Origin of the sequence: Ekhidna sp., from assembly GCF_965221965.1 — a bacterium.
Taxonomy (GTDB): domain Bacteria; phylum Bacteroidota; class Bacteroidia; order Cytophagales; family Cyclobacteriaceae; genus Ekhidna.
Map to the genome: position 1 here is coordinate 2,424,147 of NZ_OZ244926.1, position 24,698 is coordinate 2,448,844.

Annotated in this window: 23 protein-coding genes; 12 read left to right on the plus strand and 11 right to left on the minus strand. The window is 40.0% G+C overall.

Translation table 11 applies throughout. The features are described 5' to 3' along the window. Window positions 1-4: 4 nt before the first annotated feature. From ACOQON_RS11535 to ACOQON_RS11545, 3 genes are all read left to right on the plus strand, one after another. Window positions 5-583, plus strand: coding sequence for an ABC transporter ATP-binding protein (locus tag ACOQON_RS11535; RefSeq protein WP_420575566.1), 579 nt, complete (start codon window positions 5-7; stop codon window positions 581-583). Between the two features lie 108 nt (window positions 584-691). Then, a complete protein-coding gene (locus ACOQON_RS11540; protein ID WP_420575567.1) occupies window positions 692-1,150 on the plus strand; it encodes a hypothetical protein in 459 nt (152 codons plus the stop codon). A 51-nt stretch (window positions 1,151-1,201) separates the two neighbouring features. Beyond that, the gene (locus tag ACOQON_RS11545) at window positions 1,202-1,702 is read left to right on the plus strand and encodes a hypothetical protein (protein WP_420575568.1); all 501 of its coding nucleotides are present in this window, start codon (window positions 1,202-1,204) and stop codon (window positions 1,700-1,702) included. On the opposite strand, the gene ACOQON_RS11550 is transcribed toward ACOQON_RS11545, so the two are convergent. Beyond that, window positions 1,692-2,069: a hypothetical protein gene (locus ACOQON_RS11550; protein ID WP_420575569.1), complete on the minus strand. Its 378-nt coding sequence runs from the start codon at window positions 2,067-2,069 to the stop codon at window positions 1,692-1,694. The two genes, ACOQON_RS11545 and ACOQON_RS11550, sit on opposite strands and share 11 nt — an antisense overlap. Window positions 2,070-2,217: 148 nt before the next feature. Between ACOQON_RS11550 and ACOQON_RS11555 the strand changes: the two genes are divergently transcribed. Further along, window positions 2,218-2,796 carry a hypothetical protein gene (locus ACOQON_RS11555; protein ID WP_420575570.1) on the plus strand — a complete coding sequence of 193 codons (579 nt, stop codon included), beginning with the start codon at window positions 2,218-2,220 and terminating at the stop codon, window positions 2,794-2,796. Here ACOQON_RS11555 and nspC read toward each other — a convergent pair. The 6 genes from nspC to ACOQON_RS11585 all read right to left on the minus strand — a co-directional run bounded on the left by nspC (window position 2,793) and on the right by ACOQON_RS11585 (window position 10,239). Continuing rightward, entirely contained in the window at window positions 2,793-3,908 is a 1,116-nt protein-coding gene (gene nspC, locus ACOQON_RS11560) for a carboxynorspermidine decarboxylase (RefSeq protein WP_420575571.1), read from the minus strand. The two genes, ACOQON_RS11555 and nspC, sit on opposite strands and share 4 nt — an antisense overlap. Beyond that, window positions 3,905-4,411 (minus strand): DinB family protein, encoded by a 507-nt coding sequence (locus tag ACOQON_RS11565; RefSeq protein WP_420575572.1) that lies wholly within the window; start codon window positions 4,409-4,411, stop codon window positions 3,905-3,907. Before ACOQON_RS11565 ends, nspC begins: the two co-directional genes overlap by 4 nt. A gap of 1 nt (window position 4,412) precedes the next feature. After that, entirely contained in the window at window positions 4,413-5,618 is a 1,206-nt protein-coding gene (locus ACOQON_RS11570; RefSeq protein WP_420575573.1) for a saccharopine dehydrogenase C-terminal domain-containing protein, read from the minus strand. A gap of 41 nt (window positions 5,619-5,659) precedes the next feature. Continuing rightward, complete coding sequence (locus ACOQON_RS11575; RefSeq protein WP_420575574.1) at window positions 5,660-8,278, minus strand: DUF5916 domain-containing protein; 2,619 nt, start codon at window positions 8,276-8,278, stop codon at window positions 5,660-5,662. Window positions 8,279-8,402: 124 nt separating this feature from the next. Further along, window positions 8,403-9,701, minus strand: a complete 1,299-nt coding sequence (locus tag ACOQON_RS11580; protein ID WP_420575575.1) for a hypothetical protein — start codon at window positions 9,699-9,701, stop codon at window positions 8,403-8,405. After that, window positions 9,682-10,239, minus strand: coding sequence for an RNA polymerase sigma factor (locus ACOQON_RS11585; protein ID WP_420575576.1), 558 nt, complete (start codon window positions 10,237-10,239; stop codon window positions 9,682-9,684). Before ACOQON_RS11585 ends, ACOQON_RS11580 begins: the two co-directional genes overlap by 20 nt. A gap of 79 nt (window positions 10,240-10,318) precedes the next feature. On the opposite strand from ACOQON_RS11585, the gene ACOQON_RS11590 reads away from it, so the two are divergent. Then, window positions 10,319-11,611 (plus strand): type IX secretion system plug protein domain-containing protein, encoded by a 1,293-nt coding sequence (locus ACOQON_RS11590; protein ID WP_420575577.1) that lies wholly within the window; start codon window positions 10,319-10,321, stop codon window positions 11,609-11,611. Here the strand turns inward: ACOQON_RS11590 and ychF are convergent, their stop codons facing one another. Together ychF and ACOQON_RS11600 are read right to left on the minus strand one after the other, a co-directional pair. Continuing rightward, on the minus strand, window positions 11,612-12,709 hold the full coding sequence (gene ychF / locus ACOQON_RS11595) for a redox-regulated ATPase YchF (RefSeq protein WP_420575578.1): 1,098 nt from the start codon (window positions 12,707-12,709) through the stop codon (window positions 11,612-11,614). Window positions 12,710-12,825: 116 nt separating this feature from the next. Continuing rightward, complete coding sequence (locus ACOQON_RS11600) at window positions 12,826-13,182, minus strand: DUF3276 family protein (protein ID WP_420575579.1); 357 nt, start codon at window positions 13,180-13,182, stop codon at window positions 12,826-12,828. A gap of 112 nt (window positions 13,183-13,294) precedes the next feature. Between ACOQON_RS11600 and ACOQON_RS11605 the strand changes: the two genes are divergently transcribed. Then, window positions 13,295-14,194 (plus strand): DUF58 domain-containing protein, encoded by a 900-nt coding sequence (locus ACOQON_RS11605; RefSeq protein WP_420575580.1) that lies wholly within the window; start codon window positions 13,295-13,297, stop codon window positions 14,192-14,194. On the opposite strand, the gene ACOQON_RS11610 is transcribed toward ACOQON_RS11605, so the two are convergent. Further along, window positions 14,195-14,539, minus strand: a complete 345-nt coding sequence (locus tag ACOQON_RS11610) for a 4Fe-4S dicluster domain-containing protein (protein ID WP_350216332.1) — start codon at window positions 14,537-14,539, stop codon at window positions 14,195-14,197. A gap of 94 nt (window positions 14,540-14,633) precedes the next feature. Here ACOQON_RS11610 and ACOQON_RS11615 point away from each other — a divergent pair, with 94 nt between their 5' ends. The 3 genes from ACOQON_RS11615 (at window position 14,634) to ACOQON_RS11625 (ending at window position 19,394) form a co-directional block, all read left to right on the plus strand. Then, complete coding sequence (locus tag ACOQON_RS11615; RefSeq protein WP_420575581.1) at window positions 14,634-15,632, plus strand: acyl-CoA reductase; 999 nt, start codon at window positions 14,634-14,636, stop codon at window positions 15,630-15,632. A 113-nt stretch (window positions 15,633-15,745) separates the two neighbouring features. Next, window positions 15,746-18,481, plus strand: coding sequence for an aconitate hydratase AcnA (gene acnA, locus ACOQON_RS11620; protein ID WP_420575582.1), 2,736 nt, complete (start codon window positions 15,746-15,748; stop codon window positions 18,479-18,481). A 97-nt stretch (window positions 18,482-18,578) separates the two neighbouring features. Continuing rightward, the gene (locus ACOQON_RS11625) at window positions 18,579-19,394 is read left to right on the plus strand and encodes a phosphopeptide-binding protein (RefSeq protein WP_420575583.1); all 816 of its coding nucleotides are present in this window, start codon (window positions 18,579-18,581) and stop codon (window positions 19,392-19,394) included. A 65-nt stretch (window positions 19,395-19,459) separates the two neighbouring features. On the opposite strand, the gene ACOQON_RS11630 is transcribed toward ACOQON_RS11625, so the two are convergent. Beyond that, window positions 19,460-20,557 (minus strand): TolB family protein, encoded by a 1,098-nt coding sequence (locus ACOQON_RS11630; protein WP_420575584.1) that lies wholly within the window; start codon window positions 20,555-20,557, stop codon window positions 19,460-19,462. A gap of 41 nt (window positions 20,558-20,598) precedes the next feature. Here ACOQON_RS11630 and ACOQON_RS11635 point away from each other — a divergent pair, with 41 nt between their 5' ends. The 3 genes from ACOQON_RS11635 (at window position 20,599) to ACOQON_RS11645 (ending at window position 24,561) form a co-directional block, all read left to right on the plus strand. Then, the gene (locus ACOQON_RS11635; RefSeq protein WP_420575585.1) at window positions 20,599-21,825 is read left to right on the plus strand and encodes a M20/M25/M40 family metallo-hydrolase; all 1,227 of its coding nucleotides are present in this window, start codon (window positions 20,599-20,601) and stop codon (window positions 21,823-21,825) included. Between the two features lie 69 nt (window positions 21,826-21,894). Continuing rightward, entirely contained in the window at window positions 21,895-23,139 is a 1,245-nt protein-coding gene (locus ACOQON_RS11640) for a TPR end-of-group domain-containing protein (RefSeq protein WP_420575586.1), read from the plus strand. Between the two features lie 177 nt (window positions 23,140-23,316). Continuing rightward, window positions 23,317-24,561 (plus strand): hypothetical protein, encoded by a 1,245-nt coding sequence (locus ACOQON_RS11645; protein ID WP_420575587.1) that lies wholly within the window; start codon window positions 23,317-23,319, stop codon window positions 24,559-24,561. Window positions 24,562-24,698: the final 137 nt, after the last annotated feature.

Below are 24,698 nucleotides of genomic sequence, written 5' to 3' on the forward strand. Positions count from 1 at the left end.
CCACATGGTTATAAGAGGAGAGAATATTGGTAAAAAATTTGGAAGAAACTGGATCTTTCGTCATCAAAATTTTGAAATAGAAGTAGGAGCTCCGGCAGCAATAACCGGAAAAAATGGTGCAGGTAAATCTACTTTGTTACAGATCCTTTCCGGATACCTCACGCCTAGTGAAGGGGACATTTATGTTAATGAGACAAAGATCGACGAAGGCTACCATGAAGCTGTTTTTGTTGGTCCTTACACTGAGATCACTGAAGAGTTTACTTTGAAAGAGTTTCTTGAATTCCATTCCAAATTCAAAAAATGCCTTATTCCGATTAATGAAATGGCGGAATCTGCATCTTTACCTTTAGATAAACATATTGCTGAATTTTCTACAGGAATGAAGCAGCGTTCTAAGCTGTTGACTGCTTTCTTTTTCGAGAATGAGTTAGTCTTTATGGATGAACCAACTTCAAATCTTGATCGAGAAGGATTCGATTGGTGGGAAAAGCAAATTTTAAAAAAATCAGACAGCATTCGAGTTATCGCCTCAAATGACAGACGCGAAATTGATTTATGTGAAATGCGTCTCGACCTTTAAAAAAGATAGGCACTTGAATAATTTCGATAGGATTTTTCAGTTTAGTAGGTATAAAAGTCAAAAAGTCCTACTTTTGATTCAAATAGTAGAAATATTTTAAACCGAATTATGAAACGATTATCAAACTTACTTGCTGCCTTAGTTTTTGCTTCCTTAGTTATTTTTATGTCGTGCGGCGGTGGTGGTGGTAATGATGGCCCTACAGTTGTTGAAGAAAAAACAGAATTACTTTCACAACAATGGTCTGTTAACGCTAGTAAAGTCACATATGATGGGGGACCAGAAGGTGATTGGTCAGGGTTTACCTTAACCTTTACTGCCAATGGAAATTATAGCACCAACGGTGTTCCAACAGGATATGAGGATGTATGGCCTTCCAATGGTTCCTGGGAATTTACAGATAATCAGGCATCTGCAATCCAAAGAGATGGAAATAATGGTATTACCATGGATTACACAGTAAATAATCAAGGTACCTCTTTGTCCTTGGAATTTACAGTTCCTGATCCAAATGCCAGAACATCCGGGTTATATGATGAGCCTTGGCTATTTGAATTCAGTAACTAATCGATTAAGATTTTTAAATTTTGAAGGGTAACTTTGAGTTACCCTTTTTTTATGCTTATTGAAGAAAAATACTTCCCCCAGGATAAGAACTATCTATTAAAGTCCGTTCAAGCTTTCTCCAAGGAAGCATTGTTAAACCAGTGGCTTGAAGAAATTCTAAATGCATATCATCTTCTTCATAACCCTATGGGGCTGGTGGATGATTTTATTATCGAGCTTAGAGAGAAAATTCATCTCGGAAAAGAATTACTAGAGGATAATTACGATATCCTGGCAGCTATCTACCGCCATAATCATGCTGATAATCAGTTGGAAATCATGTGGGATGGCCGCTCACACATGGAAGCCTATGACAGTGACTGGAAGGAAATGTATTCGATATGGATATCAACCCTTTCTCAGATTAAAGAAATCCGACGACCCATTATCAAATTTGTCGTGTCTGAGTCAGGTGTAAACCATCAGTTTTTAAAACAAAGCATCAGGAGAGCAATACTTTCCCATTTTGGGTTACGGATGCGAGCTCAGACCCTCTATCGAGTTAGTGCTTAATTCGACAGATTTTGCAAAACTTCTGCTTACCAGGAGGTCGCTTTTTGGGCGGGCGTTTATGCCCATGAAATTTTTCTCCCTTTTTAGCTTCTTTTCGCTTAATCTTATCGGCTTTCCTCTCGATCTTCGCATTTTCAGCATACGCTTTACTTACACGTTTTCTGAAAGCCAATCTTTCTTCTTCTGAGAATTTCAGTTGTGGTTTATCCTTCTTTTTAAGAAATGAAAACAAACCCTTTTTCTCTTTCTTAGCCGCTTGATATTGAGGTCTGGGCTGCTTGGGAGTTTCTACAGTTCGGGTATTCTGAGCTAATAGTAGTCCTACTCCGAATAGACTAATAATAATTGCAAGTAAAATTCTTTTCATAACACCTATCTCCACAAACGACGCAGACACAAATTATTGTCAAAAGTCATAAAAGATTCGTTCCTATCACAAAATTGGTTAATCTTTTGCTGTAATGAGGGGCTGGGTGATCAAACCATTTTAATTTTCCGGTCGTTATTCAATGTTTATGAGAAAAATTCTCTTCCTTTTATTTCTTATTTCATTTCTCATCGGGCATGGACAGGTTATCCGTGAGAATGAGTTGCAAAAAAAGATCGAAGATGGTGCTAATCTCATGGCAACAGGTAATTATGACAGTGCGCAAGTACTTTTCCAATATGTGCTTCAAAATATGGAAAAGCTTCCTTCTGAAATGGCGTACTTCTTTGGGAGAAATAGTTTTCACCTTGGCAAGTACAAGCAAAGCATCAATTGGTTGAATAAATACATTCAATTAAAAGGAACAAAAGGAATGTACTATGAACCTGCTATTCAGTATTTGCAATATGCTGAAGACGAATATCTAAAAATTCAGCGCTCACAGGCTGAACAATTTGAGAAGGATCTTGAAACTGCTGAGTATGATTGTGGAGGACTTGAAAAAATGCTTTGTCCAGTTTGTCACGGTTCCGGCGTAGTTGTTCAGTCAGGAATTTTTGATGAAGTGTATAAAACCTGCCCCTATTCTTTAGGGGAAGGGTACCTCTCATGTGAAGAATACAATCAATTTATGCGTGGAGATCTGGAGCCGAAACTAAAAAACTAGGACAGGCGATTCTTAAAATCTTCATACCCAAACTTTCTGATCAAGTCAAGTGATCCGTCCTTTCTAAGTATTCCAATAGAGGGATGCTTCACTCCATTGAAAGTACTTGTTTTTACCATTGTATAATGAATCATATCCTTGAATATGATTGAATCCCCTGGGCTAAGTGGTTTCTCAAACCAATAGTCATCAAGAAAATCTCCTGCAAGACAACTCACACCTCCAAGACGATAGGGGTACCATCCATTCTGCTCAGTATCCGACCCATTCTCAAGTTTAGGTCGATAAGGCATTTCCAGACAATCGGGCATATGACAGGTGAAAGAGCCATCGAATATGGCTGTCTTTTTGCCTCCATTTTCCACAATATCGAGGACGGTTGTATACAAATCACCGGTTTGCCAGGCAAAAGCACTGCCAGGCTCCAAAATCACGTGAACATTATGTTTTTTCTTAAAGTCACTTAACAGCCTAACTAAGTGGTCTGTATCATAACCCTCTCGCGTCATCAAATGCCCTCCACCCATATTCACCCACTTTATGTGAGCTAACAGGTGCCCAAACTTTTGCTCGAAAGATTCCAGCACATGCTCAAGTGCTTTTGAATTTGACTCGCATAGCACATGAAAGTGAAGGCCCTCAACTCTTTCTGGGAGCTCGGTGATATTCGGGCTGGTAATTCCCAACCTTGAAACCGGACTGGATGGATTGTATAAGTCAGTTTCCACATCAGACCACTCAGGATTTACTCTTAGACCCACACTTATATCAGAAGGTACCCTATCAATAAACTTGTGATATTGAGTTAGTGAATTGAATGTTATATGAGATGATCGGGAAACAATTTCATCGAATTCATCATCCATATAAGCCACACAGTAGGTATGAGATTTTACACCCATTTCTTCATTGCATAGCATCACTTCGTTAAGTGAGCTGGCCGTAGCTCCTTGAATGTATTGTTTTACAATCGGAAATGCACTCCACATTGCAAACCCTTTGAATGCCATAATGATCTCTATCCCGGCAGACTTTTGAACACTATCAATCAGTTCCAGATTTCGGATAAGTTTCTTTTCGTCCAGAACAAAACAAGGAGATGGAATTTTCACTTTGAGTACCTTTCGTAAATGATGGTTAAATGATGGTTCTGGTGGCCGGAAATAATATAGCCCAAAGCTTCGACAGACATTTCTACTTTGTTTGAAACCCCCGTCTGCTGTTTCATTTCGTTCGTAAATGAAGTAAACAAATCTACCGTTGAGGCCCGGACATTCGTGAATTCGGTCATCAGTCCATGTATGGGGCGATTATCGGCATTGGATTCAGGGACATAATCATTCTGTTCGAAACCCGGAATCTCTGTCTTATCATTCCTGGCAAAACGAAGGGCACGATAAGCAAAAATGCGCTCAGAATCAATTACATGCTGGATGACCTCTTTGATACTCCACTTATCTTCAGCGTACCGATAAGCTCCTTGTGCTTCGGATAACCCTCGTCCAAATTCAATGAATTCATCTCCGGTTTTCAATAACAGAGGCACGAGATCCCCCTGACCTAGAGACTTCACATACCCCTGGTAGAATTCAGGAACATTGACCAAATCAATCATATCAATCCATTCCTAATTCTATATCCTCTTTTTCGTGCCATGGGAGGCCGGATTTTGCTAGTTTTTCAAGGAAAGGGTCAGAGTTGAACTCTTCCACATTGAAAACGCCAGCTCCAGTCCATTTGCCGGTTACCATCATCGCCGCACCTACCATAGCCGGCACACCTGTTGTATAGGAAACACCCTGGGCACCAGTTTCATCGTATGCGGCCTTATGGCTACAGTTATTCCAGATATAATACGTTTTTTCTTTTCCGTCTTTAAGACCTTTGATTCGACATCCTATAGAGGTTTCTCCTTCATAATTTTCACCCAGATCACCTGGGTTAGGTAGTACAGCCTTCAAAAACTGAAGAGGTACAATTTGTTTTCCTTCATAGTTTACCGGGTCAATAGAAGCCATTCCTATGTTTTGAATTACGCGAAGGTGAGTAAGGTATTCATCACCAAAAGTCATCCAGAATCGTGCTCGTTTAATCGTCGGGTAGTTCTTAACCAGTGATTCAAGCTCCTCATGATAGAGCAAGTAAGAAGGGCGCTTTCCAATGTTTGGATAATCCAGGTCTTTTCTGAATTCAAAGGGTTTGGTTTCCACCCATTTGCCATCTTCCCAGTACTTGCCTTTTTGAGTAATCTCGCGAATGTTTATCTCCGGGTTGAAATTGGTAGCAAACGCTTTCCCATGGTCGCCGGCGTTGCAATCTACAATATCCAAATAATGAATTTCATCAAAGAAATGATTCGCAGCACGATTGGTAAAAACACCGGTAACTCCCGGATCAAAACCACATCCCAGCACGGCTGTCAAACCTGCATCCTTGAATTTATCCTGATAAGCCCATTGCCATTTATATTCAAACTTGGCTTCTTCAGGTGGTTCGTAATTCGCTGTATCCAGATAATGCACACCAGCTTCAAGACAGGCATCCATAATGGTAAGATCCTGGTATGGGAGTGCCACATTTATTACCATTTTAGGATTATGCTTTTTAAATAACGCAACTACCTGATCAACATGATCTGCATCCACCTGATCGGTTTCAATAACTACATCATGCTTCTTTTTTATATCTGTGGCGATATCATCGCATTTTGATTTTGTTCGTGATGCCAGAACAATTTGAGAAAAGATTTCAGGGTTTTGTGCGCATTTGAAAGCAGTCACACGACCAACTCCACCTGCGCCTATTATTACTACTTTGGACATATTGCTTATTTTCTTTGTCCCAAAGTTAGTAGGAAGATTCCTTACAAAATAAATCGATAGGTGTATTTAATTAAGAAGGTATTGTTGCCCGTAAGTCCTGAAAGACGCGAGGTTAAATCACTAAAATTGTTATTTCTCGACTGATCAAAATAAGAACCATTATTTGCCCATACCATGAACAAGGTTGAGCCCGGAATATATTCCCATCGCATTACAAAGTTTGACCTGAACTGAACCACATTGAAGTTAGGATCATCAAATGTGTAGTCAGGCTCTGAATTTCCATTTTCAAAAACCTCATACAAGCTATTTTCTTCGTCAAAAAGGATTTGACTATTTTCATAAAGGTGAAATCTCTTTGAATAACTTTCAGCATTCGGTAGGTGTACTCGTTTAAATTTACTGTATTCACCGGCAGATATAAATGGTTGCCCCCAGAATTCCAGCGTAAGATTAGGGGTTATATTATAATTCGCTCTTAATGACATGCCATAGGTTTCCTGATCTACCTTACCCAATATGTATCTGATATCACCTGCAAATTCTCTTTGTGTGATATATTGGAGTTCATTCCTGTTCCAGTCAACACTTGGAGAAACAGATATTTGTAATGCATCCATTGGACGCATATTGATGTTCAATGAAATACCTGAGCTTTTGTTGTAATCATTTTGACCCCAGTTGAACCAATTATTAAACGATACCCTCACTTTCTTACGACTATTGGTGCCTATCCAATACCAGTAATTGATATTACCGGGATATCTAATGGAAGGCCCGCCTCGTAAATCAGCATTGGAAACACTCGTTCCTCCTACCCAAACTCCTTGATTAAATCCCCAATAGTTGCTGAATTCCCAGTTCATATTAACGTTCACTCCCTGATTTGTGACCGCTCCTCCAAAATCTGTGTTGTACTCTAGGTTGATGTTATAATTCTGCCAACGAAAGAGATTAGTAACTTTATTAATTCTGTATGAGGTCCATGCCCAGTAGTTTATATCGTCAGTCTGTCTGAGGAAACCAGCGTCGTTGAGCACCAGTTCTGGTGATTTATAATTTGTTCCAACGGTCCACCTCCAGTTACCACTTCGTTTACCAAAAGCAAGTGTAGCTGCAGAGCCCACAAGACTCGTTCGGGTGGAATCAACTTCTTTGTAATTATTATCCGGTCTTTGGAAAAATCGTTCAGAAGCTGTCTGAGTTTGATATATCGCTCCCATCGTTCCATCAACATGACTAAACATGGCTCGCAATTCAATTCCGTACTTTCTGCCCCTAAAATTGTGATCAATATCGACACCCGCACTGGTAGCCTGATCATGCAGAAGTTCTAAACCATTTTTTCGATTATTAAATCTTCTGACATTGGTTGCAATCGCTCCAACCACCGTTTTACCACCGTCAATATCCTGTTGTGCTCTGGCAACCAGGAAATTCGTATAAGGCTCTACTACTTCCTCCCCTCTGGTTCCATTTTCATAAAGAACATCCGCTTGTTCTCTATTTGTTAAAGATTCTAACACTCCCCATGAAAAACCTTTCGCATTTTTCCCGGTGATTTTAGCTGCTCCTAATATTCGAGTGTTATTGGGAAAATCCATATACTCAACATTATCTGGGCTCCCGTTAGGACGTCCACCTACCCTTCTAGAATAGAAGAGGTTGTTAGAGCTTCCGCTAGTGCGAAATGACAGTAGATTGCTCCCCTCCAGGAAAAACGGCCTTCTTTCCCGAAAAAAGAGTTGAAAAGCAGACAGATTAACTGCTGACGGATCAGCATCCACCTGGCCAAAATCCGGATTAAATGTAAGATCTAACGTAATATCTGAGGTAATTCCAATTTTTGCATCCAGGCCCACATTACCTTTAAATTCTTGTCCGGTATCTCTGAAAGGATTTTCTTCTTCCTTCTCATATTTTTCAAGGGAAGCGAGAACATACGGCTGAATTTCCAGCTGTTTCTGCGGCTTAATGCCCGAAATGCCATTTAGCTCCCCAAACAAATGAACCCACCCGGGGGCATTTGGATCCACTGCTTGCCAGGTAGATCGTTCTTCATTTCTAAAAATCCGTCGAGTAAATTGAATACCCCACGCATGATTCTCTTTATTAGCAAATCTCAATTGAGAAAGAGGGATTTTAAACTCAGCTATCCACCCCTCATCATCCACGCTAGTTCTTAAGTACCATATTGGATCCCAGGTAGAGTCCCAGTCATTTCCGTTATTTGAAACGTACTCATCTCCTTTAACTCCAGAAACAGACGCTGTAAATGAAAACGCCGTTCGCTTGTCATTGTAACTGTCAATGTTTATCTCAACAAAATCACCGTCAAATCCATCTCTTCGAGACATTCGCTTCACGATCTGATCCGGGTCGGTATCTAAAGCTTTAATCCCAACATACAAAAATTTAGCATCGTACAAGATCTTGAATTTTGTCTGCTGTGTGGGTTCAACGTTAAAGTCCGGCCTATGCCCAACAAAGTCACCTCCCCACTCTACCTGGCTCCAGGCTTCATCATTTAATTTTCCATCCAGAATGATTTCACCTTCACGCCAGGCTGTAGTGTATGATTTTCGATCTTCAAATTCCTGGGAAAAAGAGAGTTGACAAAGAATAGATAATAGAGTGACACAAAGAAGTCCTCTTAGCATGATATGGAGTTAGTTGACGAGTAAAAAGTGCAAACTGCTACCATTTGCACATGCAAATCAATACCCCCTCCGTGATGAATGGTTACATCTTTTATGCGAAACAGGTTATTTCAATGATAGAAGGCTACTTGAGTGTATATCTCAGACCTGTCTGAACAAGGAATCTTGAAGGTGAATTAGAGGAGTTACTTATTGGAGTAATAGAGTGTCTATAATTTGGTTCAATTGTTAAATCGAACTTATTAAAGATGGAATAACCAAACTCCAAACCACTAATTCCATCAAATGACCAATCATTATAGAGGTTGAGCTCATCACTATTCAAAATTTGTCGAGTAGGATCTGAAATATTTCCCTCGACTAAATAATTTGCAGAGAGTCCAGCATTAATTCTTAGGCTGAATTTATTATCCACTATAAAATAACCAGCCTTAATAGGGATGGAAGCAAACTGGACGCTATTATTGAGCGCAACCTCATAATCATAATTTTCTCTTACTTCGATAGTTGCTTCACGTGCAGAACTACCTGGAGCAACAGAAGGAACGTTTATGCCGCCTTCACTAATGAAATTAGTATTATCAACAGTATAAATATCAAGGACATTTATAGATGCGGTACCACTATTTTCAACAGATGTATAAGCAACTCCACTTTCCAACGTCCATTTTTTGCCCAACTGAACACCAAAATCTAATCCGACCGTCGTAGCAATAGCTTCATTCATATTCTGTGAAACACTTGTTGTTGGATTGACAAAGTTTCCTGAACCAATAGCAGATGCCAATCCTGCCGGATTCAACGAATTGGCTAAAGTACCGGCTCCTCCAAAATCAGCATTAAAATTTCCTGCTCCAGCCTCTACTCCAGCCCACACTTTTTTACCCGACTTTTCCTCATTAACGTTTCGTGGAACACTCTCAGATGATCTGTACCGGTAAATATCTCCAGAAACGTTTGCCAATGATAGGTTGGGACGCTTCCCTTTAATCTCATCGATCTCTCCATAAAGAAAGATTTCATTGGTGGAGTTGTGAGAAGCATTATCAGGTGTTTTTTTAGAAACAACATTCGATCGATCGGATGGACTAAATGAAAAGTCTTTACCTGATAGTCCATTAAATTGATGGCTGTAATAATCATTGAAATCAATATCACTGGAAAGTAAAGCATTGTAACTAGCTACGTCCTCTTGGTATGATTGGACTAGAGAGGATGGAAAATACAACACACCGAGAAGAACGACAGCAATTAGCATAGCTGCTACAGACACCCACTTATACATTAGATGCTGTGATGCATAAACTGTCACCAGTTCAGCATTCAGAGAGTTCTCTATTCCACTCCAAATACCTTCAGGTGTCTTAATCGTTTGTCCTTCAAACTTACTCTTTACGTTATCTTCAAACTTCCCCTGATCCATACCTTACCTGATCTCGCTGCATGATCTTTTCTGCCAAAAGTGATTTTGCTCTCGAGTATTGTGATTTGGATGTCCCTTCACTAATCTTCAACTTCTCAGCAATCTCATGGTGCTTATACCCTTCAATAGCAAAAAGGTTAAAAATGACCTGACATCCAGTTGGTAAATCCCTTATCAATTCCAAAAGCTCCTCATAACTCAATGAAGAAATTGCGCTCTCTTTTTCACTCCAACCATCAAGGTCATTCACATCCACCATTGGATAGAGATAAAGCTTACTTCGTTGATGATTAAGTGCTGTATTCACAACTATTCGTTTAATCCAATATGCCAGCGATGAATCCTTTCTGAAGTTTTTGATATTCTTAAATACCTTAATAAATGCTTCCTGAATGATATCTTCAGCCTCTTGTTGCATTTTAGAGTATCTAAGTGCTACCAGATACATTCCGTCACAATACTTATCATAAAGTGCTTGTTGGAATTGCTTTTTACCCTTCTGGCAGCCCTTAATCAATTTTTCTTCAGAAAATGACATTCATGTTGGCATTTAATTAGACCCAATACCGAATATTATAGTTGTAAATTCTAATTTGGTCGTTCGTACCACTAAAGTTATGAAGAACCTCGCGATAATTACAATTTCTTTTCTATTAGTACAATGCGAACCCATTGTCCCTCAACAATCGACATTAAATAAGAAAATAATTTTCGACAATTATGATTACGAGGACTTTGTGGGCATATCCAAGGTTGTTCCAGTAGAAAATGGTCAAATAAAAGAAATTGAGAACCAGGTTGTCAGCCTGAATGACAATGATCAACTACACCTCACATTTGATTTGTTAACCGATCAGTTTGAAAATTTAGGTGCGAAAATCTATCACTGTAATAAAGATTGGACCGGATCTAGATTAAGAGACATGGAATTCTTATCACAAATCAACAATTACCGCATTACAGATTTTGACTACTCGGTTAACACTGTTCAGCCTTATATCAATTATCGTTTTGATATCCCTAAGCCGATTATTTCAGGCAATTATATAGTCGCCGTTTTTAGGAGAGCCAATCCTGATGACTTAATCTTGACCCGTCGGTTTTTGGTTGTAGACAGCAAAACAAATATCAGCCATACTGTGCGCGTGAGCACCACAATAAACAAAAGGGAGGAAAATCATCAAATTGAATTTAGTATCAATTATGGTAATATTCAGGTAAATGCGCCAGCTCAGGATATTTCACCTGTTATTCTTCAAAATCACAACTGGAAAACAGCAATATCAAACATCCCCCCTACACTTATGAGAATAAATGAAGGTTACCTCGAATACCGACATCTGGATCTAAAAACAAATTTTTACGGATGGAATGAATATCGATTTGCTGATTTGAGAACACTCAACGTTTCAGGAAGAAACGTCGGAAGAATTGTTAATACAGGCAATAAGATTATCGCACCACTCAGGTTGGATGCTACCAGACAAAACGTCCCATACACACTAAATTTTCAGGATATTAATGGCTACTTTATTATTCAGAATAATGATCCAGGCGAATCCATCCTAAATGCGGATTATGCTGATGTAACCTTTGCTTTAGAGTCTGAGCCTTTAAATGGTGACGTGTATGTAATGGGTCGCTACAATAATTGGAGGATGAATGACCTAAACCGAATGAAATATATTGATCAGAATGGACGTGGCAGATATCAAACAACTATCCCATTAAAACAGGGCTATTATGAATATCTGTATTATGTAGAAAGCGACCAGCTACCTCCATATTATTTTGAAGGCAGTCACTTTCAGACCGAAAACGAGTATGAAATTTTGGTCTACTACAGAAAGCCGGGGAATATCAATGATGAGTTGATAGGCTATAAAAAATTCAGATCTATCGAACGGTAATCAGACATTGAACCTGAAATGCATCACATCGCCATCCTCCACAACATACTCCTTCCCCTCAATAGATAGTTTACCTGCTTCTCGACATTTAGCTTCAGTCTTATACTGTTGATAATCCGGGATTTTTATCACCTCAGCTTTAATGAAGCCTTTCTCAAAATCCGTATGAATGACACCTGCAGCTTGAGGCGCTTTCCATCCTTTTTTTATTGTCCAGGCCCTAACCTCTGTTTCTCCTGCAGTAAAGTAGGTTATCAAATTAAGTAAGGAATAAGATGCCTTAATTAATCGATTCAAACCTGATTCCTTTAGTCCGTACTCTTCCAAAAACATCTGCTTTTCCTCTGGATCATCAAATTCAGCAATTTGCTCCTCTAACCCGGCCGAAACCAAAATCAACTGGGCATCTTCATGTTTAATATTTTCTTCCAGCTTTTTACTCCACTCATTGCCTGAATTAATAGACTCCTCATCTACATTTGCTACATAAATAATAGGCTTATCAGTAAGGAGCTGTAGTCCCTTTATCCAGGCCCTGGGCTCTTTGTCCATTTCTAATGAACGAGCATTTTGACCGCTCTCCAGGTGAGACTTAAATTTTACAAGAACATCGTATTCTGCTTTCGCATCCTTATCTCCGGATTTAGCTATCTTTTGAACACGCTCAATACGTTTATCCACGGACTCAAGATCCCTCAACTGAAGTTCCGTATCGATCACTTCTTTATCCTCTATGGGATCAACTTTTCCTGATACATGAACAATGTTATCATTGTCAAAACATCTGATTACATGAATGATTGCATCAACTTCACGAATATTGGCCAAGAACTGATTGCCTAACCCCTCGCCCTTACTCGCTCCCTTCACTAATCCGGCAATATCCACAAATTCGATTACTGTTGGTAGAATCTTCTGAGGGTTTACAAGTTCAGCCAGCACCTGCAGGCGGTCATCCGGAACCGTGATGACCCCAACATTTGGCTCGATGGTGCAAAATGGAAAGTTCGCTGCTTCTGCCTTTGCATTTGAAAGGGCATTAAAAAGAGTAGATTTACCTACGTTGGGTAGCCCTACGATTCCACACTGTAATCCCATAAAATTCTATTATAAAATTTAGCTCTTCAATTTTCGGCGCAAAAGTAAAATAAAAAAGCCCCCCAGCATATCGCTGAGGAGCCTCTCTCTTCATACTTATAAAAAAAGTTATCTTATCAGTCCCACTTTAGCTCAGAGTCAGACTCTGAAACCTCAGCATTCGCCACTTCCTCTTCAGAATCATTTTCTCTTTCAAACTGTGAAAAATCCACTTCAGGCATTAACTCATCCTTCACATGGCTCACTGTGGAATTCAGTGCATTTATAAATTTATGAAAATCTTCCTTGTACAAGAAAATTTTATGCTTTTCGTAATAGAACCCATCGTCTTTGGGCTTTCGCTTACTCTCCGTAATCGTCAAGTAATAATCATTCGACCGTGTCGCTTTCACATCAAAAAAGTAAGTACGCTTTCCCGCCTTTACTCTCTCAGAATAGATCTCGTCTCTTCCTTTTTCGTTATTATCTTCCACTTGCTTAAAATTTGTGTTAGGTGTTAGTTTTAACTAAAATCGGGGCTAAATATAGTGCTTTATATTTTTTATCTGCAAACATGAAGCTGATTCCCCGTTTGAATATCCATATATGACCACAAACATTTCAGAAATTAATCAATACGATAATCTTGGGCTCATTGCTAAGCAGCTGGTTGATGGATTTATCACCGGGCTACATAAATCTCCTTATCACGGATTTTCAGTCGAATTTGCTGAACATAAACTCTACAATTATGGAGAAAGTACCCGACACATCGATTGGAAAGTCTATTCGCGAACCGACCGGCTTTATACCAAACAATACGAAGAAGAAACCAACCTCAGGTGCCGCATTCTAATAGATAATTCTGCCTCAATGCATTATCCCAAGCCTGGAAAAGACAAACTGAAATTTTCAGTGTTTGCGGCATCTGCTCTCTCATACCTCCTAACCAAACAGCGAGATGTGGTTGGACTTTCGGTTTTTTCTGACAAAATAGAACACGAAACAGATCTGAGAAGTACGAAAGCACATTTGAACACAATTCTCACTAAACTCTCGGAGCTTCAGGATTCTACCCCATCCTCACAAACAGATATATCATCGGTTTTGCATGAAATGGCTGACAAAATCCATAGAAGATCACTGGTAGTCATATTCTCTGACATGTTTCAAAATACCAATGAGGATGATCTTCTTAGCGCATTGCAGCACCTCAAGCATAATAAACATGAGGTTATACTTTTCCATGTCTCTGATTACTCCAGTGAGTTAAAGTTTGAGTTTGAGGATAGACCTTACAAATTCATTGACATGGAAACCAATGAATCAATCAAGGTAAATCCCCATGACGTGAAGGATGCTTACCGGAAAGAAATGGCGAAATTTTATCAGGACCTGAAGATTAAATGCGGTATGATGAAAGTTGATTTCGTTCCTGTAAATACCAACGACTCATTCGATAAAATCCTGGGAGCATACCTGATCAAGCGCAAAAAGATGCGATGATCACAAGTGCAACCATTCTTTTTTAGCTGTTAGTTCTTCTTCAGACTCTACGTAATCAGGATCAGGAACACAACAATCTACCGGACACACAGCTGCGCACTGCGGCTCTTCATGAAAGCCCGTGCATTCCGTGCATTTTCCAGGGACGATGTAGTAGAATTCATCCGAAACAGGCTCCTGTACTTCTTTGGCATCAACCTTAGACCCATCTTCCATTTCAATATCCTGAAGATCGGTACCATCAGCCCACTTCCATTCCACTCCACCTTCATAAATGGCTGTATTTGGGCATTCGGGTTCGCATGCACCGCAGTTGATGCATTCATCGGTGATCATTATAGCCATAAAATGCTTTTTTTGTCGTGTTCTAAATGAGTGAACAAAATTAATCCCAATAAGTTTGCAGCCCAACTGGCAATGCCGTACAATTTTATTTTTTATGCAAATCGTAGATAGAATCAATGCTTTTTCAAAGCTGGGTGAGAAAATTCAACAACTTTCAGCTGATGAAATTGAGATTTTGGCTTCCTCAGCTCAAAATTTGAACGGATGGTTTACTAAAGAAAGTGTAACACAGGCCATGGATGGCATCAAGTACATGCTAGATGAAGAGAAACTATCCAATTGGATTGCTCGATACGATATTGACGATGTAACTCCCAAGGTTGTTGGTATTGTCATGGCAGGCAACATTCCGCTAGTCGGATTTCATGATCTTCTATCGGCTTTAATATCAGGTCATTTTGCTGCCATAAAACCCAGTAGTGAAGATCAGTTCCTTACTCGAACGATAATTGATTGGATAATAGAAATCGAACCACGGTTTAAAAAGAATATAGAGATTCGGGAAAAGCTAACCAATATAGATGCCGTGATCGCAACCGGAAGCGACAACACCGCTCGTTATTTTGAGTATTACTTTAAAGATATCCCCAACATCATAAGAAAGAACCGCACTTCAATTGCCATACTGACTGGTATGGAGTCACATGAGGAATTGAATGCTTTAGGGGCTGATATTTTCTCTTATTATGGACTGGGATGCCGAAATGTTTCTAAAGTGTTTACTCCGGAAGGTTATGATTTCCGAGAAGCTTTTCCTCATTTTGAGTACTTTCAGGAGGTGATTAATCATCATAAGTATAGAAACAATTACGACTATTATAAATCCATTTACCTCGTAAATAAGACACCACATTTAGATACCGGATACCTTCTTGTAAATTCCACAGATGAATTGGTATCCCCCATTAGTGTTTTATTTCACCAAGCATACAACAGTTTAGAAACCCTTCAGAAAATATTAAAAGACCAGGAAGATAAAATTCAATGTATTGTTGGTAAGGATTATATTCCATTTGGGAAGGCTCAGCAACCGGAATTATGGGACTATGCAGACAATGTTGATACCATGAAGTTTCTAACGGCTTTAGAGTGACCTATTTCATTGTTTTTTTTGTTTATTAGGCAATGATTGAGCAATCCTTAAATCAATTATCTTTGTCAACCCTCTTGAGGAGGGACATTTATTCAATCTTAAACCATTAAAATATGCCTCAGGATTTTTTAGGAATCGAAAAACAACTATCCAGTCAACTAGGAGAACACAAATACTTCAGTCTGTCAGAATTGGCTAAGAATAAGTCTGTCGTAAAAAAGCTACCATACTCCGTTAGAATCCTTTTAGAAAATGTAATCCGTAACTATGACGGATTTGCTGTAACTGAGGAACATATTGAAACGGTTCTGAATTGGAAAGAGACCGCTGGGGTCAAAGACATTCCTTACAGCCCAGCAAGAGTATTAATGCAGGACTTCACCGGTGTGCCGGCAGTAGTTGACATTGCATCTATCCGAGCTGAGGTAGCAAGAAAGGGTAAAGATACAAGCAAAACCAACCCGGTTGTTCCTGCAGATATGGTTATTGACCATTCTGTGGTGGTGGATCACTTTGGTGCGGCAGATTCATATCAAAAGAATGTGGATCTTGAATACGAAAGAAATGAAGAAAGATACAAGCTGCTCAAATGGGGCCAGCAAGCATTCACAAACTTTAGCGTAGTGCCTCCGGGTATGGGGATTTGCCACCAGGTAAACCTTGAATACCTGGCGAAAGGAGTCATCGAAAGAGATGGTTATCTGTTTCCGGATACACTTGTAGGAACAGACTCCCATACACCAATGGTCAACGGTATTGGCGTGCTTGGATGGGGTGTTGGAGGTATAGAGGCAGAAGCTGCCATGCTAGGACAACCTATTTATATGATCTTACCTCAAGTGATTGGCTTAAAAATCACCGGAAAAATGAGGGAGGGCACCACCTCCACAGATTTAGTACTGACTATCACAAGACTTTTAAGAGACTATGGCGTGGTAGGAAAAATCGTTGAAGTTTTTGGTCCTGGACTTGCAAATCTTGCGGTAACTGACAGAGCTACTATTTCAAACATGTCTCCGGAGTTTGGATGTACAGATACTCACTGGCCTATTGATGAGCGCACACTTGACTATATGCGCAATACGAGCAGACCTGAAGATCACATTGATATGGTAAAGGCGTATGCTCAGGAAAATATGCTATGGAGGGATGACAATGCAGAGATAGAGTACACGGATGTGGTTGAGTTGGATCTTGGAACAGTTGAACCAACGATCTCGGGTCCTAAGCGACCACAAGATAAAATCCTTTTGAGGGAAGCTAAAAGCAAAATGGTTGAACTCCTTAAACAACAAGGAAGAGAATACATCGCTATAAATGAACGAGTTGCCGACTGGGCAAATGAAGGTGGTCAGCCAGCACCAACAGTGAGCAACAAAAACGGTGTGAGAAGTGTAGATGTCGAGATAAACGGTCAAACACATTGTATATCTGATGCGTCTGTCGTTGTAGCGGCTATTACCTCATGTACCAACACTTCCAATCCAAGTGTGATGATTGGGGCAGGATTAGTTGCTAAAAAGGCTGTTGAATTAGGTCTTGAAGTAAAACCATGGGTAAAAACATCATTAGCACCCGGTTCACGGGTTGTGACTGAGTATCTGGAGAAATCAAAGCTTCTTCCTTTCCTTGAAGATCTTAAATTTTACACAGTAGGGTATGGATGCACAACTTGTATTGGTAACTCAGGAGATATGATCCCATCGGTACAAAAGGCAGTCATAGAAAATGATATGATCGTTAGTTCTGTACTTTCCGGCAACAGGAACTTCGAGGCACGTATCCACCCAAATATTAAAATGAACTTCCTGGCTTCTCCAATGCTGGTGGTCGCTTATGCCATTGCAGGTCATACTGATTTTGATATGAACAATGAGCCTCTGGGACAGAATAAAGATGGCCAAGACGTCTATCTGAAAGATATTTGGCCTTCATCAAAAGAAATTGAAGAGGTGATGACTTCTGTGCTTAGCCCGGATGACTATAAATCAAATTACGAAACAATTTTTGATGGTGATGATACGTGGCAAAAACTAGCAGCTCCTAAAGGGCAAACCTATGAGTGGGACAGCAAGTCAACGTATATCCAGGAGGCGCCATTCTTTAAGGATATTTCAGAGGATGTGCCTGAACCTAAGGATATCTCAGGAGCCAAGGTCCTTCTTCAGCTTGGAGATATGGTGACTACTGATCACATATCGCCAGCAGGTAAATTTCTACCTGAGCATCCAGCAGGTAAATACCTGGTAGAGCATGGTGTCGAGAAGAAAGATTTCAACTCATACGGATCCAGAAGAGGAAACCATGAGGTGATGATGCGAGGAACATTTGCCAACGTCCGAATTAAGAATAAGCTAGCTTCCAGAGAAGGCGGGTGGACTACCTACCAGCCGACTGGCGAAGAAATGACAGTGTTTGATGCATCTATGAAATACCAGAAAGAAGGAACACCATTAGTAGTGATCGGAGGTAAGGAATATGGATCAGGATCATCGAGAGACTGGGCTGCAAAAGGAACTACACTTCTCGGAGTAAAAGCTGTTATCACTGAAAGCTATGAGCGCATCCACCGATCTAACCTGGTGGGAATGGGAGTGCTTCCGTTACAGTTTCAGGAGGGTGAAACACAAGATACATTAGGTCTGACAGGCGAAGAGACATACGATATATCCGGGATTGCAAATGATCTGACTCCTGGTAAACTGGTAGATGTGACAGCAACGAAGAAGGATGGATCAAAAGTTGAATTCAAAGCACTTGTTAGGCTAGACTCTGGCGTAGATGTAGAGTACTATAAACATGGAGGAATACTTAACTACGTACTTAGAAATTTCTTGAAGGATAATTAATCAGAAAATAACGAATCAAAAAAAACCGGATCAAAAGTCCGGTTTTTTTGTTGTTATTAACAGATAGTAACTTTAAACAAACTGAAACAACCTAAATATGAAAACGAATAAGCTGACATTATTATCATTCTTAATGATAGCCCTAATCGGGTTTTCATGTACCAACACTAAGAAATCAGAAGAAAGCGCAGATGAAGGAAGTGAGGCGATGGAGTCGGAAATTACGCTGACAAAAGCCCCTCCATCTCCTGAATTTCCTATTGCAAATCTGATCAAAAGAGGCGATGCTGCCATCACCCCGACAGACAGCTCATTTGTGGTTAACTATACATTTGACGTACAAGAGTACGATTTGGGTGAGCCTACTGAGGATTATGAAACCCGAGGTATTGCTAATTCCGCAAAAGGACAGCACATACATTTCATTGTGAATAATGGACCTTATGCTGCACACTACATGCCGGGCATTAATGATGAATTAGATGCCGGCAATTATGTGGTTCTTGCATTCTTATCTCGTTCATACCATGAGAGTGTAAAAAGCCCTGATGCATATCACGTAGAAAACCTGGTAGTAGGAGATGTGGAACCAGACTCTGCTGATTTAACAGATCCTCACCTGTTCTACAGCAGACCAAAAGGAACATATACAGGTGCTGATACGGAAAAAGTAATGTTGGATTTCTATCTCCTAAATACTTCACTTTCAGTGGATGGCAATAAAGTTCGAGCTACCATCAACGGAAATGAGTTCGTAATCGATGAGTGGGCGCCTTACTACATCGAAGGATTACCAATGGGAAGAAATGAAATCAAACTTGAGCTGATCGATGCTGAAGGAAATCTAATTCCAGGACCATTTAATTCCGTAGAAAGAGCGATCACATTGGAAGCAGGCTCAGAAGAAATGTAAACTAAATAACTAAAGCATTACTAAGTCGTCCTACCACTTCAATTGATGGGACGACTTTTTTTTATTTAATCCACCCACTCAGCGACAAAAAGATTGGTATCTCTTGTGCCTCCGTTATTGCGATTAGAAGCCCAAACCAGGTATTTACCATCTGGGCTAAACATCGGAAAAGAATCGAAAGTATCATCGAAAGTGACTTGTTCTAGACCACTACCATCCACATTCACCATAAATAGGTTAAATGGGAATCCTCTTTTGGATTTATGATTGGAAGAGAAAAGAATTTTCTGACCATCTGGCGTGAAAAATGGAGCCCAGTTGGCATTGCCCAGGCTGGTGATTTTCTTCGCATCAGATCCGTCAGCATTGGCTATATACAATTCCATTTTAGTCGGCTGAACTAAGCCCTGATCTAACAATTCTTTGTATTCATCAATCTCTTCTTCGGTCTGGGGTCTAGAAGCCCGCCAGACAATTTTATTACCGTCAGGAGAAAAGAAGGCACCTCCATCATAACCCAGTTCATCAGTGATTTGCACCACTTCTGAACCGTCCAGCTTCATAGTATATAGTTCTAAATCACCTGATCGTGTGGATGTAAAAATGATTCGATCTCCTTTTGGAGAAACGGTGGCTTCCGCATCATACCCCTCTTCATCTGTCAATTGATTAACAATATTCCCATTCAGATCAGTCACAAAAATGTCATAACCCGCATAGATCGGCCAAACATATTTACCACTACTTCTATCAGGAGTGGCAGGACAAAGGCTGTCTGCCAGATGGGTAGACCCATAAACAATCAAAGAATCCCCGGGAAGAAAATAAGCACATGTTGTTCGTCCTAAACCTGTACTAACCATGCTAGGCTCATCCTCTTCATTATTTTCTTTTACATTCAAGGTAAATATCTGATCACATTCCACCCCCCATTCTGTAAAATCAGATTGAAAAACCAGACTATTCCCATCAAAACTCCAGTAGGCCTCCGCATTATTACCTCCCCAGGTAAGCTGGCGTACATTTTTTAAATGCACCTCTTGCTCATATTTCAACGTGTCCTTGATCTCATTAGAGATACCCGATTCTTCTTTCGAATTGGTAGTTTGCTGACAAGAAATGATAGCCAGCGATAGGAATAAAATAAAAATGTTCTTCATCATTGGTAACTTAGAGTCGCGAATCTAACTCACAATCCAATTGTATGAAAAAGCATTTATCCCCTCTTATCCTGATATTCATTTTTTGTTTTTGTCAGCAACCCGAAAAGTACCAACCCATTGAAGCTATTTCTTCTGATATTTCTGTTCTGGCAAGCGACTCACTCTCAGGTCGAGAGGTAGGCACAGAAGGTGAAAAAATGGCTGCTGATTACATCGTTTCTGAACTTAAAAAAGCAGGTATTCAGCAAAAAGGCACAGATGGCTTTTATCAATCCTTTTTTGTGAAAGATGAGGACAACCCACACGCTCAACCATCGGAAGAGTCAGGTGAGGATGGAATCACCGGATATAATGTCGTTGGAATGATTGATAATCCCAGCGACCAATTAGTGGTGATTGGTGCACACTATGATCACCTCGGAATGGGGGACTTCTCTTCTTTGCACAGAGGAGAGGCTGCTGTTCATAATGGAGCTGATGATAACGCCAGTGGTATTGCTGCGATGTTGCATTTGGCACGTGTGCTTTCAAGGAAAGAACTGAATAGAGACATACTCTTCATAGGATTTTCAGGCGAGGAAAAAGGACTTTGGGGATCGAACTATTTCTCGAAGAATCCAACCATTGATCTCACCAAAGTCAACTTTATGATCAATATGGATATGGTTGGAAGGCTAGATGAATCAAAGGGGCTGGCAGTAAATGGAACAGGCACATCTCCTATTTGGAACTGGCTTTTGGATGAGGTGAATGCAGATAGTTTAAAGCTTATTAAAAGCGAATCCGGTGTTGGTCCTTCTGATCATACTTCTTTTTACCTACAGGATATTCCGGTTCTACATTTTTTCACTGGTCAGCATGAAGACTACCACAAGCCAGGGGATGATCCAGAAAAGATAAATGAAGAAGGTATACTTCAAGTCGCTTCAATCATTGAGCGTATGGTTGTATTGATGGATGATGATGAGAAAATAGCTTTCACCAAAACCAAAGACGAATCGGACAATCCTAGATTCACCGTCACCCTCGGTGTTGTTCCTGATTACATGTTTGATGGAGAAGGCATGCGTATCGACGGGGTAAGTGAGGATAAGCCAGCCATCAATGCTGGTATTCAAAAAGGCGATGTTGTCATTCAACTTGGAGATAGTTCCATTACTGATATGATGAGCTACATGCGAGCACTTTCTACTTTTGAAAAGGGGGATAAAACCACGGTTAAAGTAAACCGCGAAGGAGAAGAAATAACTTTTGACATTGAGTTTTAATTCATTTTTACAGGCGGTTAATGGTTTCTCTATTGAAACCTGTTGTGGTGATGTATTTTAAAAACTACTATGAAAATTTTTATCTACTCACTACTTCTACTATCCACAATTATTGGTTCAGCGCAGGGTCTCCGAGAGATTTATCAGGAAGGACTAAAGGCATACGAAGAGAAGGATTATGAACTCTTCAGACAAAAGATGTCCACCATAGATAGCATGCGACCTAACTATCCGGCGGTTGTTTATAATCTGGCTGGAGGGTATGCGCTTACGGGAAATCCGGAAAAATCACTTGAGATTTTAAACAAGTACATCCTAATGGATGCGATTCAGGATTTTTCACAGGATCAGGACTTTAATTCAATTCTAAAAAATCCCTCGTTTCTTCAAATAGTTGAAAAACAAAAGGAACTAACCGCTGAAATACAACCGTTTGACAATTTGAAATATCCTATTCTGGACTCACATCCTGAATCCATCGAATATTCCAAAAAGGAAAAAGCATTTTTTTTCGGAGGCGTTAGAGATGGAAATATTTGGAAAATCCAGGAAGGAAAAGAACCAAAGGTTTGGGCTGAGTCCAAGAAAAATTCATGGTCTGTAATGGGACTTGCAATTTCCTCAAACAACAAAGTCCTTTGGGCTTGCACCTCCTCTATGAAGAACTACAAGGATTACAATCAAAGCGAGGAAGGGTATGCCAGTATCCTTAAATACGACTTGAAAAGCGGTCAGCTCTTAGAAACATTTGTTCTTCCGGGTGGACACAATTTTGGCGACCTGATTACAGATCGTAATGGTAACGTGTTTATTTCCGATGGAAATTCGAATAAGCTTTACTGGATTAGCCAAGAAAATCCAAAACTCGAGGTTTTTGCAGATTTATCAGATCAGGTTTTCAACCTTCAGGGGCTCACATTTGATTCCGATCAGAAAAACATTTATCTCAGTGACTACATTGATGGAATCTTCAAACTAAACATAGAAACGAAAGAAGCAAAAAAGCTGGAAATCCAAAGTGAGGATATCCTGATTAAAGGCATTGATGGGCTTTACTTTGATAACAACTCGCTTATTGGAATGCACAATGGCACCAAGCCCAACAGAGTCGTTCGGTATTTCCTCTCCGAAGATGGGGATGCCCTCACTAAAAAAGAAACACTGGTACAGGCCGGTGCACTTGGAGAACCTACCCAGGGTGTATGGATTAATAGCTCTCTTCATTTTATTATGAATAGTCCATGGGGTGGCTATGATCAAGATGGAAACTTTACCCCTGATGGTGAACCGATTATCATCGGTATATTGAAATAGCTCCTATTCCCTCACCGTTTTAGAAAAAAGATCAGGTCGGTTCAAAACCCAAATACCCGATCTGCGTACGTACTATGTATTAACAAGTACTAATCAATACATTAAAAGTTAACCTTCGATGCAACCTTTTGTCTTTAGGTGGCATCAAACCAAAAAAGAAAACCTAAACTCAAAACTATGACTGGACTAATGAATTACTTCAAATTTCCCATAACCGGGCTTGCAATCCTATTTTTTCTAACAGCAGAAGCTCAGGATGATGGATTTATTTACGGACGAGTAACCACCGAAGATGGTGAGGTGTATGAAGGATCCCTAAGATGGGGTAAAGAAGAAGTCTACTGGACAGACATGTTCAATGCTTCAAAAAAGGAAAATAAAAATCTGGATTATCTAACAAGCAGAGAACTGGATCGATTAGAGGATCGATATGATAATAACGATAACCTTGTTTCTCGATTTATCAACATCACCTGGGACGATGATGACAATCGTTTTGTGCATGAATTTTCAACAGAATTCGGAAATTTAGCAGCCTTGCGCATTCGATCCGGTGACCGTGTAGAGGTGAAACTAAAGAACGGGGACTACATAGAAGTAGATGGATCGGGATATAATGACATTGGAGCTAAAATCACTGTACTGGATCGCGAATTGGGAAGTGTTCGACTTTCCTGGAGTAGCCTGGAAGAAATTGAATTTTTACCCACTCCTTCCTCCCTGAATGAAAAGTTTGGAGAGCCACTTTACGGAACGATAATATGCGATTTGGGAGAATTCACCGGATTTATTCAGTGGGATCACGATGAGCGTGTTGGTACAGATGTACTGGACGGTGAGGAAGATGGCAATGACTATGAGATTGCTTTCGACAAAATCGAATCAATTGAAAGAGATGGGTATAGCAGCAGTATTGTAAGATTAAAATCAGGACGAACCCTTGACCTCAGAGGTACCAACGATGTGGATGACGACAATAAAGGAATCATTGTAACCGTAAAAGGGCTTGGAAGAGTAGATATTGAGTGGGATGATTTTGATCGTGTAACCTTTCGGGATGCTCCCAATAGTGGACCATCATACAACTCTTTCGCATCACCAAAGAAAATACGGGGAGCCGTGGAAGTTGATAATGGAGATCGTCACTCCGGTGAAATTATTTTCGATCTGGATGAAGAGTACACTTTTGAACTACTTAATGGCGAAAAGGATGATACAAAATTTATTATTCCATTTAGCAACATTTCTGAGATAAAACCCATCAGATCAGATGAGTCGGAGATTACACTTAAAAGTGACGATCGGATTACACTGGAAAATGGACAGGATGTAAGTGAGAAAAATCTGGGTGTGCTAATTAAAACCAACTCGGAAAGAGTGTACGTTCCATGGGATCGGGTAAAGAAAATCTCATTGGACTAACTACGAACTAAAACCAACTCAAAGGACAAAAACTCAATACCATGTTAAAAAATTATTTAAATGTTGCCCTGCGCAACCTGTTTAAGCACAAGTTTTATTCGCTGATAAATATACTTGGCCTATCAGTTGGACTAACG